The following is an 18,293-nucleotide window of genomic DNA, read 5'->3' as shown; positions in this document are numbered from 1 at the left end:
AATGCTTTATTTCACTAAATTCCTATTGATCAAGGTTCTAATTACTCCGTCAACCAATCCAACGCGGGGTACAATGATCTGTTTTAGCCTGCCATGCTTCATAATCGTCAGAAAAATCTCACTTGCAGGAATGATGACGTCAGCTCTATCTTCGTTGAGTCCCAATAAAATAATACGTTCTTTTAAAGAAAATGATGCCAAATGCTCATAAACAGCTTTTAATTTGGCGTATGATAATGGCTTATCAACTTTTTCATCAGACAACCGTGCCAATTTATTGATGTTGCCTCCTGTTCCGATCCCAATGACCTGTTTATACATATGCGTATTGCTCCGGACCCACTCTTTGAGCTCGTCCCAGGTCTCTGTTTTATCCTGATTATCCAAAATACGTATCGTACCTAGATTAAAGGACCTGGAATTTACCAGAACACCATTCGCAAATAAAGACAATTCAGTGCTACCACCACCTACATCAATATAAAGATACACTTTATCTTTTTCCATCTTATTATCCCAATGGCTATTGTAGATAATCTCAGCTTCCTTAGCCCCCTCGATAATATCTATATTGATCCCGTTTTTCTTAATTTCCGCAACAATATCCGGACCATTTTTGGCATCACGCATCGCAGAGGTCGCACAAGCCATATAGTCTTCCACTTGATAAACATCCATCAATTCACGAAATGCCTTCATTGTTTTTATCAAGCTCTCCGCCTTTCGGGGAGAAATTTCCTGTTGAATAAATGCATCATCGCCCAGACGTAAAGGAACACGTAAAAGCGTATTTTTTTTAAAATTGTATTGATCCTTTTGGCCAATGATATCAGCGATCAAAAGACGGACCGCATTGGAGCCTATATCTATAGCAGCGTATCTCACGTTATGTTGTTTCTTATATATTATTTGATTAAATCATGCTAAAATAAACACAGTTATTAACAACTGCATTATAGTAATGTTAAGTTATTATTAATTTAACAACTCAACAAATTATTTCTTTTTTGATTCTCCTGCATGAATGGAAAACCGGATCTATTCCCACCCCGAAAAATAAACCCTATATTGAATTACAGCGTTTAAAATGAGACTCAGAAATCTTTTGAAAATCCCAGTAAAGATCTTCGTGCAGTTCAATCGTTTTCACAGCGGTCTTATTTGCTATGAGTATAGACCAATCATTTATCTACAGGGAATGACAAGGAAACAATCGCATAAAAAAAGGAATATTCACCGGAGTAAATATTCCTTTTTCTTCTTATATAGTCGCTAATTAGTGATGACCGTGCCCTTCAACTTTACCACCAGCCAATTTATAGATTTCTTCAACTTTCTTCAAAGATTCTTCCGAAATATGAATAACCTCTTTGTTGGTGTTATGTTCTTCGTGAGACAATCTGCTATTGATCTCACCTTGTTTTTCCAATACCAATGCTAAAAACGCTTTATCATTGAATGCCGCAGTGCTATCTGATCCGATTGACGCCGGAGTTTGAAAAGCAGGCACACCACGTTGTGCATCACCTACATGCAGTTCTTTTGCCAAACCGTCCAACTCGGGCAATACAGTCGCGTAAGCTTCTTTAATTTTAGCTGCTACATTCTTCACCTCTGTTGATGCGGATTGCTTTGCAGCCACATCAGCAAGATTTACTAAATAGTTTCCTTCCTCACCAACGAATTTAATCATGGCAAAGGCATCGCCGTCTGCTAAAGATGCATTGGCATATTGACGCTGTCTATTTGCAGCTGTTTCACCACAAGACGCAAATAAAGTACTCGCACAAGCAGCTACAATAAATAACTTATTAATCTTCATATCAATTTTGTTAATTATACAAAAGTAGATAAAATATACATTCTTCGAAACCTAATCGGCGAAAAGAAGCAAAAATTAAGCAACATTTCTTCCCGCATTAATCACACCGAATATTGTGCGTGCGATCAGTTTTGAATAATCCTCACGCTGTGCCTCATCTAATTTATCCGAATTGAGTGCACGAATCGCATAATGTTGGATCACCAACAAAGGCAATACGATGCTTTCTCGCGCCAAAATTGACTCACGATCGACGGGGTAGTTCTCCATCAATTTAGATGTCCCGCTGAGTTTTAACAGATACTCTTTGGTAATCTGGTATTCCGCATGAAGATTTTTCCAAAATTCACCATACACCTTATCGTCCTTCATATAAGCTGTGATATCAAAATTAGATTTGGTCATGGACATCATACAATTGTCAATCAAGGTCTGGAAGAAGCCCGAAGAAACATATAGCTGTTGCACGTCTTTCCATAGATTATTTTTCTCGGCCCATTGCAAAGCAGTCCCTACCCCATAAAATCCAGGGATATTTTGCTTCAGCTGGCTCCACGAAGTCACAAAACTGATCGCCCGTAAATCCTCAAGACGCAACTCACGTCCCGAATTCCTTTTCACGGGACGACTTGAAATATTGATGGATGAAAGTGCTTTCAACGGAGACATCGTTTCCAGATAAGGCAGGAACAACTTATTGGTACGAAGATCCATAAATTTATGATGGCTCAATTCGGCCAATTTATCAATAATTTCTTGCTGATGTTTGGTCAGCGTATCCCCTACCCGTTGTTTTAAATCAGAGATAATACCGGCATGTAGGAGCTGCTCGATATTAAATCGAGCCGTATCCAACGAGCCATATTGGCTACTGATCGTCTGTCCCTGTATCGTTAATTGAATATGATCATTGGCAATTTCCTTACCCATGGAAGCATAAAAACGTTGTGTTTTACCTCCTCCACGTGCCGGAGGTCCACCACGGCCGTCAAAAAAGACAAGATCAATATCATATTCACGCGATATTGCAGTCAACTCTATTTTCGCTCTATAGATTGACCAGTTTGCCATCAGATATCCCCCGTCTTTTGTGCTATCCGAATAGCCCAGCATAATGGTCTGCTTGTTTCCTCTGCGTTTCAGATGTGCCTTATATTCTTTATTGCTATATAGCGTTTTCATGACATCAGCAGCTCTGGTCAGATCATCCACTGTTTCAAATAGTGGTACAAAGTCAATTGTTAATGCATCTTTCTTCCAGCCAGACCACAAAAACAACTGACGCAATCCAAGGATATCACTTGCTTGCTGGCAATTACTAATAATAAAACGCTGTGCAGCGCGCTCAGACCCCGAACGTTGGATCTCCTTAAGCAATTTGATTACGCCAGAGGTGTCTTTTGTCAATGGATCTGCATCATCACCTACACTTAGATCCAATTCCTTAAACTTCAACGCCTTTTGTTTATCCGCTTCATTCAGTTCCAAATAATTCAATGGAACGCCAGTGGCCTCCTGATTTTGTTGAATCAAATAATTTGTTGCTTCACGTAGAATACGGCTATCCTGTCTAATATCTAAAGTCGTGAAAAAACAACCGAATGTCATTACCTTACGAAGCAAGTCATCGACAATCTCAACAAAAAGACCATTGTGATATTCTTCCAGAACATTTTTAATAGCTTTTAAGTTCGTAATAATGTTATCCGTTTCATCTGCGGGGTTTTCAACAGGATTAAAGCTATTGTCGTAAAATAAGGTCTGCAAGTTCTCCATATACTCTTCGACCCCTCTGAATGTAATGCGGCGTCTTACAATACGGAAATCGCGGTAATAACATCTAAACAAAATAGTACGCAATAAAGCCGCCACCTTCTTGGTGCTTTCAACGCTGACATTTGGATTTCCGTCACGGTCTCCTCCTGGCCAAAAGCCCAATTCGATCAGCTGTTTTACTTCCTCCGTATCGACATCCAATTCATCGTCAATAAAAGACTGGATCTCTGAAGCGACTTTATAAAATACATTTTCCAGAAACCAGGCTAAACTGGCAGCTTCATCTACCGGTGTTGGCTTATTTTTATTGATGAATGGCGTCTTGCCAAGCTGTTGCAGTAATAAATGTATGCTATGAAGATCATTGGTCTTTATCGCATCAATCAAATCATTGATAATCCCCAGTACTGGCCCTGGATAAAATTGAGTAGGGTGTGCTGTCAGTACCAGACGAACGGAGAAATCCTTTAATTTGGAAACGATTTTGCGTCGCATGTCACCATTGCCTTCGGCATTTTTGATCAATGCACCCAATACATTTTCATCGTCGCCGCGGCCCACCATTTGAAATGATGAATCCTCTATCGCATCAAACAATACCACCTGGCGTTCTATATACTGCACAAAACGAAACAATAAATCAATACGCTGTTCTTCCGAAGAAAACTCTTCATGCTGATCAAAAAAACTCTTTATAATCTCATCTGGAGTTAAATGTTGGTCAACCCCCTTCTCACATTGCTTTGCAAAAAATGGCAATAAAGTACCTGTATCCTTAACACGTTGGAATGGCAATGTTAAAAACAAACTTTTAAAAAGCTCAAAGCGTGTCAATACCTCGTCCTGAAAGACGGCTTCATTTTTACTTTGCTTCATATTTAAATCTTTGAAAAATGGTCAAGAGAGTTTAGGCGACTCTTGATTTTCTGTATTATCTGAAATTACCCTACGCACCAAATATAGCAATATTATATTTAAACAAATAAAAAAATATAAATTAATCAAAAAAAACATCAAAATATTATAAAGATATTAATGAAAATTCGTAATTTTTCGTTTTTAGTATATTATCGCAACAAGCAGGGAAACCTCAGGCTAATATAGCCTTATCTCGTATATTTGTGCTATACATTATGAAACAGACACAAGAAATAAAAAGTTTTTTCTATAGTCAATATTTTGCGGATGGATTGCGAATTACCATCGGATGCATTGTACCTGTCCTCATTTTTGCCACCATAGGCCAGTTTACCAATGGAACCATTGTATCCCTGGGCGCCCTTTTGGTCGGGCTATCCGATACGCCCGGAGCACCAAGCCATAGACGAAAAGGTATGTTTGCCGGGGCCATACTGACCACCCTGACATTTATCCTGACCAATATTGTCAATCAAAATGTATATCTCCTTGCCATTTTCATCGGAATCGCCTGCTTTATCTTTGCCATGTTTGCCGTATTCAATAGCCGGGCAGCCAATGTTGGCCTAATGTGCATATTGATGATGCTAATCCACGTGCAGACGCACTATCCCTTGGATCAAGCCATCAGTTATCTGGGCTTTTACACCCTTGGTGGACTCTGGTATATTGCGATCAGTCTTTCTATTACACAGGTACGCCCCTATCGGTTAGCCGAACAGGAACTTGCAGAAACCATCCGTTATGTTGCCGATTATATTCGATTGAAAGCTAATTTTTACGATGCGAAAATTGACAATGACAAAAATTACCTGAAATTGATTGACAAACAGGTTGAAGTGAACCAACATCAGGAAAATGTAAGGGACTTATTATTCCAAAGCAAAAGATCCATTAAAGACACCACAAAAGTAGGCCGGTATCTCACCTTGATCTTTAACGATATTGTCGATCTATTTGAGCAAAGTATGGCCGCGCATTATGATTACAACACGATTAGCGAACGTTTCGGCCCAACGGGTATCCTAGAGGACTTCAAGAACGTTATTTTAAAATACACGAACGAACTCGACAATTTGGCCTACCAGCTCAACACGAATATTCAGCCCAAACCCCTCTATGATTTCGATGCAGACCTCACACGTCTCCATGCTAAAATTGACCAGCTTGACAAAGAAAATCAATACAGCACCTTTGCCCTGCGTAAAGTACTGATCAATTTACGTGACCTGGTCCGTCGTATAAAAAATATCTACGGCTATTCTCACCTGCAACCTGACGACGTCAAAAAGAAAGAAATTGATGACGCCAAACGTTTCGTTCAAAGTTCAGCCATCGACCTGAAGAAATTCCGTGAAAACCTGACCTTAAAATCGACAATTTTTAGACATGCCTGCCGCATGGCAATCGTGATGTCGGTCACCTACTACGTTTTTGAGACAACCAATATCACCAACAATGTCTACTGGATACTGCTGACGATCATGGTTATCCTAAAACCCGGTTTTGGCCTTACGAAAGAACGTAATATACAACGCCTTATCGGAACGACCATCGGTGGATTGATCGGAGCCGGCATCCTATTGACAATACATGATCCAACCATACTATTTGTACTGCTGGTGTTTTTCTTCCTGACAGCATACAGCTTATTCAGAGTCAATTATGTCGTTGCTGTACTTTTCATGACGCCTTATGTATTGATCATGTTCAGTTTTATCAGTTCCAATACGCTAGAAGTAACCAAAGAAAGGATCTTGGACACATTTATTGGGGGAATGATCGCCTTCCTCTCCAGCTATATTATTTTCCCGAATTGGGAAAGCATGCAAGTGAAGGAATCCATGCGCAAGCTTTTGATCGCCAATTATAATTATATCTTTCAGGCATTAAAGGAAATTGCGGGCCAGGCGCCATCGATTACAGATTACAAGTTAGCAAGAAAAGCCGTTTATGTCGAAACCGCAAATATGGGTTCCACTTTTCAACGTATGCTGACTGAACCCAAAAAAAGGCAAAAATACAGCAAAGAGGTCAATAAGTTTGTCATATTCAACCATATTCTGGCCTCCTTTTCTGTTACACTGATGAACCATCTGGATGAAATGGACAATAACTACCTCAACAAAGACCATGTTCGGACCATACGGAAAATATTAAATAGCCTGGACCAATCTATTCAATTGCTTTATTCATCAGATTCCAGTAGCGTATTTTCGCCCATGGAAATCGAAATATCGAATCATCGCTTCGACAACAGCGACATCAATTCTGCTGACGGAAAACTATTGGAAGAGCAATTGGAATTCCTGTACAAGATTGCCCAGGATTTAAATAAGATTGTTCGGGATCTCCATGATAAAAGTGCCGCCGAACAAGCAACGGAATTATCTAAACTGGCAAGCTAATTTATCCCAAAAATTCACGAAATTTACATTATGAGTGAACATACAACAGCCTCCTATGACATCATTATCGTTGGCGGAGGCCCCATCGGTCTCGCCTGTGCCCTGGAAGCAAAACAGGCCAATCTCAACTATCTTATTCTGGAAAAAGGATGTTTAGTCAATTCGCTCTATAACTATCCGCAAAATATGACCTTTTTTTCTTCTTCTGAGCGACTGGAGATTGGGGACATTCCCTTTGTGACCACCAATCCAAAACCGCGAAGAACCGAAGCGCTGGAATATTACAGACGTATCCAGCAAAAATTTGAACTGGATACCCACCTGTTTGAAGAAGTATTGGATATTACAAAAAAAGATCCTGCTTATTTTAACGTCAAAACCAATAAACGTAATTACACGACAAAAAAAGTCATTATTGCTACGGGTTTCTATGATATCCCTATGCTACTCAATATCCCCGGAGAAGAACTTGGCAAAGTACGACACTATTACAATGATCCGCATTACTACAGCGGACAGAAAGTAATCGTTGTTGGAGCAAGCAATTCATCCATAGACGCTGCCCTGGAAACATTTCGAAAAGGTGCTCAGGTAACATTGGTCATTCGGAGCAATGAAATCAGCCCAAGAGTCAAGTATTGGGTAAAGCCGGATATCGAAAATAGAATTGCTGCGGGAGAAATTGATGTACTTTACAACAGTGAATTAACAGCGGTTACCGAAACAAGCGTCACCATTCAAACACCGACAGGCATCCTGGAAATCGAAAATGATTTTGTACTTGCGCTGACTGGATATCGGCCAAATTTTGACTTTCTACGCAAAATAGGAGTTGACATCCCAGAACAGGCTCCTTGCATCCCTTGCCACAATGAGCAGACAATGGAAACAAACATAAAAGGCCTATACTTAGCAGGGGTTGTCTGTGGTGGATTAAATACCCACCTTTGGTTTATTGAAAATTCACGTATCCACGCCAGGCAGATCATCGAACATATACAAACAATGCCGATTTAACGCTGTTGATACCGCAAACCATTTAAGAAGATTTTCATCATTTTCTTCTGTAAACTGAGGATATGATCAAATTCTTCTTTCGTGGGGAAGAGCATATTTTTCATATCTTTCAAGATCCCCATTCGCATACCAAATAACGAATACAATAAAATACGGGCTGTCTCGTTGAGATCATCTACCTGAATCTCCTGGGCGTCTATTCCAATCTTCAGAATTTTTTCAATGATTTCAACCTCCCGTAGATAAGATTCTTTGAATACTTGTTCCAATTCATCCGGAAGTTCTTTGACCATCTTCATGGTGTATTCAAACAAATTGTAATATTGATTGATTGCCTTGACACGCATATCAATGGAGTACATCATGATTTCTTCAAAATTTCCACCTTTGTCGATAACTGTTTCGATCTCCTCGATCATCTTATCGATAACATATTCAAAAACAGCAGAATACAGACTGTTCTTGTCGGGAAAATAATAATAAAGCAGTGCCTTTGAAAAATTAAGATCCTTAGCAATCTCCGACATTGTCGTTTTAGCCATTCCAAAGTGTGCAAAGCGCCTTGTTGCAGCTTCTAGAATTTTGATCCTTTTTACATCTGCGTTACCCATTAAACTTATATTTTTTATCGTTAAATAAACGGTTTATACTATCTTTACCGATTATCATGCTAAAGATAGCGGATTTTTTTGAATTTTTGAAAACTAAAGTCAATATGGAATTAAACATTCAATCGAATATCTCTTTGAAACCTTTCAATACATTTGGAATAGAAGAAAAGACAAATTTCTTGATCGAAGTGAATGATAACGAGACATTGACCGAAATTTTTAAACAAGGGCTTTTCAACAAAAACTTTTTTGTTCTTGGCGCGGGAAGCAATGTTTTATTCACCAAACCATTTGATGGGTATATTATCCGAATGACCAGCAAAGGTATACAGGCCAAAATTGAATCGGATCATGTATATGTCACCGCAAAAGCCGGGGAGATTTGGAATGACTTTGTTTGGCATTGCATCAGACAAAATTATGCAGGAATAGAGAACATGGCTCTTATTCCCGGAACTGTAGGTGCATCGCCCGTACAAAATATCGGTGCTTATGGGGCCGAATTAATGTATGTTTTTCATACCTGCGAAGCTTTTGACACCAAACTGGGCACATTTAAAACATTCAAAAAGGAAGACTGCAATTTTTCCTACCGCGACAGTATTTTTAAAACGGAGTACAAGGGCCGCTTTATTATTACGGAGGTAACCTATAAACTAAGTCTTACACCTAAAATAAATACAAGCTACGGTGCCATTGAAGCTGAACTCGTAAAAGAAAATATAACTCAACCATCCATCGCTGATATCGCAACCATAGTATCAAAAATTCGTGTGGAAAAACTACCGGACCCAAGTACAGTTGGCAACGCCGGAAGCTTTTTTAAAAACCCAGTGATCGCTGCGGATAATTTTGAAAGGTTATTGGCACTTTATCCAGCGATCCCACATTATCCGATGCCCGACCAACAAACAAAACTGGCCGCCGGATGGTTAATAGAACAATGCGGCTGGAAAGGAAAAGATTATGGTCAAGCTGGTGTCTGGAAAAATCAGGCGCTTGTACTAATAAATAGACAACATGCTAGCGGTCAGGAAATTTACAACCTTTCTGTCCAGATTATTAAAGATGTACAAGACAAATTTGGCATTACGCTCGAGCGCGAAGTTAATTTATTGTAAAGAATCAAAAAAAATATTTGTATCGCTTAGAAACTTAAAAGAACAATAATATAGCCTCTATTTCATCTCAACATCAACTAAAGCCCGTCTTATTTACTTAGGGTTAATACACGCACACGATTGCATGCCTTAAAATAATCTTAAAATTACATTAAGAAATCCATTTTTTAAGGATTTTGGCGCATTATTTGCCTCATACTTAACGAACCGCATTTATAAACTTACTGTTTTCTAAAAAGAACAGTTATAATTCATTAAGCTATGACAAAGAATGAATTTGACAGCATGGTTATTGAGCAATCGGACTCACTAAAACTCTACGCCAGAAATTTTACCAGCGACTATGAAGATGCTAATGATCTTGTACAGGACACCATCCTCAAAGCTGTAACCTATTTCAAAAATTTTAAAGAGGGCACTAACCTAAAAGGATGGCTCTATACCATCATGAAAAATACGTTTATAAATAACTATAGACGGATTGTAAAAACGAACTCCTTTATTACAAAGGATGAGGATATCTCCAATTCAAATCTATTAATATCCGCTTCAAGCAACCAAGGAGAAAGTAAGTTTGTCATGGAGGATATTCACGAAGCCCTGTCTAATCTTTCAGAAGAATACTACGTCCCCTTTTCCCTCTATTTCGAAGGATTTAAATACCATGAGATATCAGAACATTTAAACATCCCTATCGGAACTGTAAAGACAAGAATACATGTGGCACGGAAATTAATGAAACGGTCACTATCTGCTTATAAAGTCGCCTAGTTTTTTCTATCTTCGCCTTCTGATAGATCGTGATGACAAAAGAAGGATTACCCGAATATAGTAAGAGCCAGCTCGCATTGCGAAATGGACAAGATAAGCCGCAAATTTGGGTGGCTTATAATAGTTACATCTATGATGTGAGTGATAGTAGGCTTTGGAAAAATGGCTTGCACTATGAACATTGGGCAGGCCAAGATCTAACTGAGGAGCTCATAGATGCTCCTCATTCAGATACTGTATTTTCTAAATTCGAAGTTATTGGAATCTTGAAAGGCTAATTAGAACTTATAGACTAAACTGTGACAGCGCAACAAAGGCATTCAGACGCTTCTGTATGTCTCCATCGGTGAGCTCTACAAGACGATCTGTCCCAAACTTCTCTACACAAAAGGAAGCCAATACTGACCCAAAAATCAAGGCGTTTTTCATGTTGTTAAAGTTGATGCTTTTCACTTTGGCAAGATAGCCGATAAAACCACCTGCAAAAGAGTCTCCTGCTCCTGTAGGATCAAATACATCGGCTAGAGGTAGTGCTGGCGCAGAAAAAATCTGATTTTCACCAAAAAGCAATGCACCGTGTTCCCCTTTTTTGATGATTAAATATTTTGGGCCCATTGCCAAAATAACTTCTGCGGCTTTGACCAGAGAATATTCACCTGATAGTTGTCTAGCCTCAGCGTCATTGATTGTCAAGACATCAACCTTTTGGAGAACTTTCTTTAAATCATCCAAGGCAACATTCATCCAATAATTCATCGTGTCCAGCACCACCAGTTTTGGTTTCCTGTTTAGACGGGCCAACGTCGTTAACTGCACCTGAGGTGTTAGATTCCCGAGCAGAAGATACTCACAGTCCTGATAACTATCAGGAATAATCGGGTCGAAATCTGCCAGTACATTTAAGTCAGTCGCCAACGTGTCGCGGCTATTCATGTCATTGTGATATCTTCCGGACCAAGAAAATGTTTGTCCTCCCGGAACTATCTGAACACCTGAAACATCGATACCATGATCTTTTATAAGTGCTAGATTGGAGCTTCCAAAGTCTTCTCCAACAACACTGACCAATTTGATCTGATCACATAAATAGGATGCCGCTATACCCGCGAAGGTACCGGCACCACCTAGAATTTTGTCAGTTTTACCGAACGGTGTTTCAATTGTATCAAAAGCCACCGTACCAATAATTACTAAACTCATAGTTTTTTAATAAGCATGGTAAACAAAAAAACCGGCATAAAGCCGGTTTCAATATTGCTCCTGAAGCTGGGCTCGAACCAGCGACCCTCTGATTAACAGTCAGATGCTCTAACCTGCTGAGCTATTCAGGAATTTTTATTTTTCCGAGAAACTTCTTTCTCATCGAATGCACAAAAATAGCACATTTTTATAGTATTCGCAAATAATTTTATCATTTGCTTATTGCTCCTGAAGCTGGGCTCGAACCAGCGACCCTCTGATTAACAGTCAGATGCTCTAACCGGCTGAGCTATTCAGGAATGAAAAACTAAATACTTTAAAAACTCCGGTTATGTAAGTTTCTAATTGCTCCTGAAGCTGGGCTCGAACCAGCGACCCTCTGATTAACAGTCAGATGCTCTAACCTGCTGAGCTATTCAGGAGTATTTTTTTCAATTTTTCCGGAGACTCTATCGCGTTTCCGTGATGCAAGTATCGGAAGATTATTAGAATACTACAAATTTTTTGAACACATTTTTTACAACTTCCTAAAATCCAACAAGAATAATTTATTTTCCTTTTTTGGAATCATGGGCAAAAACCTCCTTTAAGCAATTCAAACAGCATAATCCAGGTTTTACTGCCACATAAAAAGACACCTTTAGCGATTGCTCCCAACGAATCAAATCAAACGGACCTTTAGAGCAACACCCCTTTCAGGATGAGTGTGGCCACCGTGAAATAAATGAGAAGACCTGTAACATCAACTAGCGTGGACACAAATGGTGCCGATGAGCTCGCCGGATCCGCTCCCAATCTTTTCATCACAAAGGGCAACATGGAACCCATAAGCGACCCCCACAGAACAACACCGATCAAGGATAATGAAATCACTAAAGCGACCAATACCCAGTATTCACCATAGGTATGCGCAAAAGACTGCCAGGCCATAATCCTCAAAAAGCCCAATGCACCCAAAATAAGCCCAAGCAGCAGACCGGACAATATCTCCCTGCGCATAACACGCCACCAATCCGAAAGAGTCACCTCACCCAATGCCATCGCCTGGATGATCAATGTCGAAGCCTGTGAGCCACTATTGCCACCACTGGAAATAATGACCGGCATCAAAGCGAATAACATGATGGCACTTGCCATCTGCTCTTCGAAATGCTCAATGACCGTCGCGGTCAACAACTGCCCCAGAAATAAAACAATCAACCAGCCAGCCCGCTTTTTCACGAGGTTTTTAATAGAAACATCCAAATAGGGTTCATCCAACGCCTCAGTCCCTCCAATACGCTGCATATCCTCCGTATACTCCTCATTGGCCAACCATAAGATATCATCCACGGTAACGATCCCAAGCATCACCCCCTGCCCGTCCACAACCGGAAGCGCAACCCTATTGTTCATCCGGAAAATATTAATGGCTTCCTCCTGCGGATCATAAGCATTCAGGGAAATCAAGCGGTAATCAATAAGGTCCCCTACAATTGTTTCGGGCTCCGCCATCAAAACATCTTTAATACGAATATCATCGATCAATTTACCATTTGAATCTATGACATAAAGCACATCTATGGTCTCAGAATCTTTCCCATATCGACGGATATGCCCTAATATTCTTTCGATACTCCAGTGTGCTTTTACCGTAATATAATCTGGCGTCATTAACCGTCCGACACTGTCTTCAGGATACCCCAATAATGCGAGCGCCTCAACCCGATCTTTAGGCGGTAATAGTAATATTAAATGCTTAATATCATCCTTCATTTCGGAGAAAAAAGAGGTCCGATCATCAGGAGGTAATTCATTAATTAATGCACTTATTTTAGCCTTAGAAAGTCTTTTAAAAATTCGATTTTGAGTAGGAAAATCCAGGATACGAAAAACGTTTACCGCACGATTTAAATTTAAGGATTCGATAAAGAGTGGACCATGTTCAGGCAGTTCATCAATCAGCTCCTCTACTTCAGAAATATTCAATTCATTTAGGAATTCCTCCAGCCCAACAAAGTCTTCATTTGCTATCAATTGTTCTATTTGACTTACCTGCATTTCCAGTTCTTCCATATCTTCCTTTCGATTTTAAAATCCTACATCGGTAAAAAATTATATGTTACAAAAATCGCTTTTTTAACGTAAATTCTGAATAAAAAAATAAATAATAAAAAGATATCGAAACTGTGGTAAAATCCCTCTTTCAATCATGCACCTAACAAATGCAGTTCTTTTAAATAAAGACATTTTGTCATCATCAAATGTATCACAAAAACAACCCAGGATTCGATCAAGAAAAATGGAAGGGCCACTTCTCAATAAAATCTTCCCCCGGGCTTTTTCCTTTATAAAACCCATCAGAAAATTTAAAGGATCCACAAGTACAACACTACAAGAACTGCAGCTTCGTCAGACCTTATCTCTAAATTCTTAGCTGCAAAAAATATCCAAATATTTTTTGACACGCGCTATCTTATGGATGAATATTTAAGTATATTCGTCACATACTTCTTTCCAGTTGAAAAACAAATTTCCACGACGAAAGCAGTTAACTAAAATCAATAAAAAACAACAAATAGACAGCAAAAAACATAAACACAATAAAACCATAAATATATATAAATCAACATATTTATAAAATCAATAAAAACATAAGATTTATATAAAATCAAAATATTTAGCTAAAAAAAATAGCAAATTGAAAAATAGCCATATAAATGAAGTATAAAAATATAATTACCAGCGCTTTAACACTATTAACATTAACAATATCTTCAAAAAGTGCTTTTGCACAGTTTTTTGAGGATAGCCAAGCCCCCTTAAGTCAGAAATGGTTCAAAATTGAGACACCTAATTTTAAACTCATTTTCCCTGAAGAGATGAAAGACAAAGCCCCTACCCTAGCAAATCAGGTCCACAACTCCTTGCGCACAACAAGTAGAAATTACAAAATAACACCTCGAAAAATTCCTTTCATTATACACAACACGAACCTAGAGACAAATGGTTTTGTGCAATTATCTCCTCGCAAATCCGAACTCTATAGCACCGCCGGAGCTGAACCCGACAACCAAACTTGGCTACCTAATCTGATCCTCCACGAGTCTAGACACGTTAGTCAATTTGACAAATTGACAGGAAAATTGGGAGCTCCTTTTTTTGAACAATTAGCCTTAGCTTATTATGGACTTACAGTTCCTTCCTGGTTTTTTGAGGGTGACGCCACACTAACTGAAACCATTTATTCTCATGGCGGAAGGGGGCGATTGCCTTCTTTTGAAATGCCGATCAAAGCCAACTTCCAATCGAAACACAACTACAGTTTCAACAAATACTTACTCGGATCCTTTAAGGATATTGTCCCCAGTTACTACACCATTGGCTACCTGATGACATCAACGCTGAAGTCTGAACTGCCATCAAATTACGAAGCAGATTTATTTTCAGAGCTCAACAAACGGCCGCTCTACCCCTATAATATCAATCGTGTATTGAAGAAAAAAATAGGTGGAAATAGCAGTTATTTATTTAACAAAACGATCGCAAAATTGGACACGATATGGAAGGCAAAAACAGCAAATTATTCCGCCCAAAATTACGTTGAAATTTCTGGTCAAAATAACCGCTATTACAACAACAATCTATTACCAAAATCAAGTGGAAATTTGATTTACTTCATCAAGCAAAATCCAGAAAAAACAAATGCGATATATACTTATGACAACGATAAGAAATCGGAAGCACAACTTGTAAAAACAGGTATCCAGCTGACACCGCATTTCGACATCAACAGCACATACATCGTATGGGATGAACTCCGAAAAGATCCACGTTATAATAAGAGAACATACAGTGTCATCAACTTAATGAACCGGAAAACTGGAGAAATTAAAACACTTACCAAGCAATCCAGGTATTACTCACCCGTATTTAGCCCCATAGAAGAGTCTATCGCCTGCATCGAAGTAGATTTATCCAACACAAGCTATCTTACGCTCATAAGCCTTAAAAACGGCTCTGTAATCAAGCGTGTAAAAACCCCGGGGTCCGAGCAGCTTCAGCATCCTGCATTTAATGCCACAGGCGATAAAATCATTGCGATCCGCCTTTCAGAAATTGGAACGGCACTCTGTGAGATTGATCTTAAAAATGATAAAATAACAAACCTGACTCCTTGGGGCAACCAACAATACGAACGACCTCAATACCTTCCGGGTATGAATATCCTTGTCAAAGCAAACTTTAATGGTATTGACAACATTTACAAGATAGATCGTCAGTCGGGCGCCAAACAGCTCTTGACGAAAGCGCCATTTGGTGCTTTTAATCCCTTTTATGATAAGGACACCAAGCGATTACTTTTTAATAACTATCAGTATAATGGCTATAAAATCAGTCAGACAAACATAGACACCGTCTTTGAAATCAAACCGGAAACTGATTATTTTTCCCATTACTATTCCGCAGCTGTACAAAAGGACAGTATATTCAATATTGCCGCCACTGCACCGGATTCCAGCCAAAAATACATCATCACACCCTACAAAGGACCCGGCCGAACATTCAACTTCCATAGTCTCTCACTAAGCAGCAGCAATTTTGAAAGTTTCGACAATTTCAAACCGGGTATTTTTTGGCTTTCAAATAACATTTTAAACACCACCCAAATTGCACTTGGTTACGAATACGACACGGACATCCGAAAAGGTATTTATTCTGCCGAGCTAACGTATAATAAATATTTTCCAAAATTCTCCCTCCGTTATGAAAACAGAGGTCAGATCGCAGCTGCGACGATTCCCAACAAACCGGACAGCAGCATTAGATTCGACTGGAGAGAACATTACGTTTCGTCACAGATTTCCATCCCGTTGTCCTTTTATAGACTTGATTACAATTATTCAATGGGATTCAATTTTGCAACGGCTTATTTGAAACGCTACAATTTAAGTCGCAATGACCTTAAAAACTTTAATTACGAGACTGCATTTCCATTGACTTACCAACTTTATTTCAATCGAAATGCCCGCATGGCAACGATGGACCAATATCCGAGATGGGGACAGAATTTTAGTGTAACCTACAGACACACTCCTTTTGAAAACAAGGCCAAAGGTGAAATTCTATCCGCACGAACGGTATTCTATCTCCCCGGATTCATGAATAACCATGGATTTCAGGTCCGCTTAAGCGCACAGGCGGGAACAGGTATCTATGAATACATCAACGACATTCCCTTGGTCAGCGGGTTTAGTTATTATAAATATGAGAAAGTGAAAAACACGTTACTGATCAACTATAGATTCCCTATTGCCTATCCTGATTTTGGGGTAGGATCACTAGCCTATATAAAACGTATAAAAGGTGGTTTATTTGCGGACTATCAGAATATCCATAAACATAAGGAAGCGGCACCGAAGAGCTTTGGAGCATACCTTTCCTTTGATTTCAATGCTTTTAGATATCCGCTGCCCGACTTTGAGTTTGTCGTGAAAGGCACTTACATCAATGATAATACGACAACACAGCGCATCGTACCAACCGTAAGTTTAAATTACACCTATTAAGGATGAACGGCCCAATTAAAATTAGCCGCTAAAGCATAGTGATCTGACAAAGGCAAGCCCCTGACATTCGTAAATAGGTTGTGTTCTATATTATAATCACGGGCGGCCAAACTCAGATGGCTATTGCTACGATAGAGAATCTTGTCTATTGATTCGCTCTGATTACCGATTGACAGCATATGAGGCGGTTTAAACGCATGCTTTGCTTCCGGTACAAGTCCTCCGTTCTGGAGTTCAACCCAACTGTCTACTAATGTGGTTGACTCCATAAAATCGTGCAGGTTATCATCACCGAAACTATAATGTGCATTAAAGTCCCCCATAACAATCAGCGCGTTTTCACTAGAATTCTCGCCGATATAATCACGCAACTGATTAAGATTATCCCTTCTCGCACTGGAAGCCCGTCTATTATTCTGGGCATTCGCATGTACATTATAGACATCTAGCCATATCCCAGCAACGATCTCCACCTTGACCAGGGTAAAACCTTTGGGTGTCAGAAAATCAGCTCCGGTACGCTTTTTCCAAGGAACTCGCACAACATCCGACATAGGGAAATGGGACAAGGTATTGAGACCGTCTCCAAAGGGTACGCGTCCCTTAGGTTTGGTACGATAAGGGTGTTGATTCCCGCCCAAATAGAGACTATTGTTATAATTGAAATCCTCTTGCACGTTCACAATATCAAAAGGATTAATCTTTTTGCCTATTTCAGCAATACTTCTGCTTCTACCCGTAATCGCAGAAGAAATAAACCCCGGCAATCCCGCTACATTATAAGTCAACACCGAAAAAAAACCCGAACTATCTTTATCTTTTTTGTGATTAGCATCCATCAATAAAACCTATATAATCATGTCATCATAAATTTAAGAAATACAATAAATACTCGCCACTGCCATACAGATATTTAACAGATAATTGATTTAAATCTGACATTAGCGAGAAAATATGGCTCATTCTAAACCAAAGCTGTCTTTTTCAAAACCATTGGCGCCTAATACTAAAGCATGCTTCTCAACCGAAACAAGTTTCAATGCATGGATAAGAAACATTTTGCAATAAAAAAGGGATAACACAATATTATCCCTTTTCCA

Annotated in this window: 13 protein-coding genes and 3 tRNA genes; 6 read left to right on the top strand and 10 right to left on the bottom strand. The window is 39.2% G+C overall.

The window, feature by feature from the left end:
* Positions 1–6: 6 nt before the first annotated feature.
* From DCO56_RS06675 to DCO56_RS06665, 3 genes are all read right to left on the bottom strand, one after another.
* Complete coding sequence (locus DCO56_RS06675) at positions 7–885, bottom strand: Ppx/GppA phosphatase family protein (protein ID WP_108632999.1); 879 nt, start codon at positions 883–885, stop codon at positions 7–9.
* 391 nt (positions 886–1,276) lie between these two features.
* Positions 1,277–1,822, bottom strand: coding sequence for a hypothetical protein (locus DCO56_RS06670; RefSeq protein WP_108632998.1), 546 nt, complete (start codon positions 1,820–1,822; stop codon positions 1,277–1,279).
* Between the two features lie 75 nt (positions 1,823–1,897).
* Positions 1,898–4,474 (bottom strand): phosphoenolpyruvate carboxylase, encoded by a 2,577-nt coding sequence (locus tag DCO56_RS06665; protein ID WP_108632997.1) that lies wholly within the window; start codon positions 4,472–4,474, stop codon positions 1,898–1,900.
* A gap of 257 nt (positions 4,475–4,731) precedes the next feature.
* Between DCO56_RS06665 and DCO56_RS06660 the strand changes: the two genes are divergently transcribed.
* Both DCO56_RS06660 and DCO56_RS06655 read left to right on the top strand, forming a co-directional pair.
* On the top strand, positions 4,732–6,924 hold the full coding sequence (locus DCO56_RS06660) for an FUSC family protein (protein ID WP_241254789.1): 2,193 nt from the start codon (positions 4,732–4,734) through the stop codon (positions 6,922–6,924).
* 30 nt (positions 6,925–6,954) lie between these two features.
* The gene (locus DCO56_RS06655) at positions 6,955–7,941 is read left to right on the top strand and encodes a YpdA family putative bacillithiol disulfide reductase (protein WP_108632996.1); all 987 of its coding nucleotides are present in this window, start codon (positions 6,955–6,957) and stop codon (positions 7,939–7,941) included.
* Here DCO56_RS06655 and DCO56_RS06650 read toward each other — a convergent pair.
* Entirely contained in the window at positions 7,938–8,552 is a 615-nt protein-coding gene (locus DCO56_RS06650) for a TetR/AcrR family transcriptional regulator (protein ID WP_108632995.1), read from the bottom strand. The two genes, DCO56_RS06655 and DCO56_RS06650, sit on opposite strands and share 4 nt — an antisense overlap.
* Before the next feature lie 104 nt (positions 8,553–8,656).
* Between DCO56_RS06650 and murB the strand changes: the two genes are divergently transcribed.
* The 3 genes from murB (at position 8,657) to DCO56_RS06635 (ending at position 10,722) form a co-directional block, all read left to right on the top strand.
* Positions 8,657–9,673, top strand: coding sequence for a UDP-N-acetylmuramate dehydrogenase (murB, locus tag DCO56_RS06645; RefSeq protein WP_108633685.1), 1,017 nt, complete (start codon positions 8,657–8,659; stop codon positions 9,671–9,673).
* Between the two features lie 261 nt (positions 9,674–9,934).
* Entirely contained in the window at positions 9,935–10,444 is a 510-nt protein-coding gene (locus DCO56_RS06640) for an RNA polymerase sigma factor (RefSeq protein WP_108632994.1), read from the top strand.
* A 32-nt stretch (positions 10,445–10,476) separates the two neighbouring features.
* Complete coding sequence (locus tag DCO56_RS06635; protein ID WP_108632993.1) at positions 10,477–10,722, top strand: cytochrome b5 domain-containing protein; 246 nt, start codon at positions 10,477–10,479, stop codon at positions 10,720–10,722.
* A 7-nt stretch (positions 10,723–10,729) separates the two neighbouring features.
* Here DCO56_RS06635 and DCO56_RS06630 read toward each other — a convergent pair whose 3' ends face one another.
* The 5 genes from DCO56_RS06630 to mgtE all read right to left on the bottom strand — a co-directional run bounded on the left by DCO56_RS06630 (position 10,730) and on the right by mgtE (position 13,699).
* The gene (locus tag DCO56_RS06630) at positions 10,730–11,644 is read right to left on the bottom strand and encodes a PfkB family carbohydrate kinase (protein ID WP_108632992.1); all 915 of its coding nucleotides are present in this window, start codon (positions 11,642–11,644) and stop codon (positions 10,730–10,732) included.
* A 57-nt stretch (positions 11,645–11,701) separates the two neighbouring features.
* Positions 11,702–11,775 (bottom strand) — tRNA-Asn (locus DCO56_RS06625).
* A 94-nt stretch (positions 11,776–11,869) separates the two neighbouring features.
* Positions 11,870–11,943 (bottom strand) — tRNA-Asn (locus DCO56_RS06620).
* A 49-nt stretch (positions 11,944–11,992) separates the two neighbouring features.
* Positions 11,993–12,066 (bottom strand) — tRNA-Asn (locus tag DCO56_RS06615).
* Between the two features lie 256 nt (positions 12,067–12,322).
* The gene (gene mgtE, locus DCO56_RS06610; RefSeq protein ID WP_108632991.1) at positions 12,323–13,699 is read right to left on the bottom strand and encodes a magnesium transporter; all 1,377 of its coding nucleotides are present in this window, start codon (positions 13,697–13,699) and stop codon (positions 12,323–12,325) included.
* A 644-nt stretch (positions 13,700–14,343) separates the two neighbouring features.
* On the opposite strand from mgtE, the gene DCO56_RS06600 reads away from it, so the two are divergent.
* Positions 14,344–17,193, top strand: coding sequence for a TolB family protein (locus DCO56_RS06600; RefSeq protein ID WP_108632989.1), 2,850 nt, complete (start codon positions 14,344–14,346; stop codon positions 17,191–17,193).
* Here DCO56_RS06600 and DCO56_RS06595 read toward each other — a convergent pair.
* Positions 17,190–18,032, bottom strand: a complete 843-nt coding sequence (locus DCO56_RS06595) for an endonuclease/exonuclease/phosphatase family protein (RefSeq protein ID WP_108632988.1) — start codon at positions 18,030–18,032, stop codon at positions 17,190–17,192. The genes DCO56_RS06600 and DCO56_RS06595 overlap by 4 nt on opposite strands.
* Between the last annotated feature and the right edge of the window lie 261 nt (positions 18,033–18,293).

The sequence above is a fragment of the Sphingobacterium athyrii genome (assembly GCF_003071065.1).
Taxonomy (GTDB): domain Bacteria; phylum Bacteroidota; class Bacteroidia; order Sphingobacteriales; family Sphingobacteriaceae; genus Sphingobacterium; species Sphingobacterium athyrii.
The sequence above is the reverse complement of the archived record's forward strand: the minus strand, read 5'-3'. Positions and strand labels throughout refer to the sequence as shown.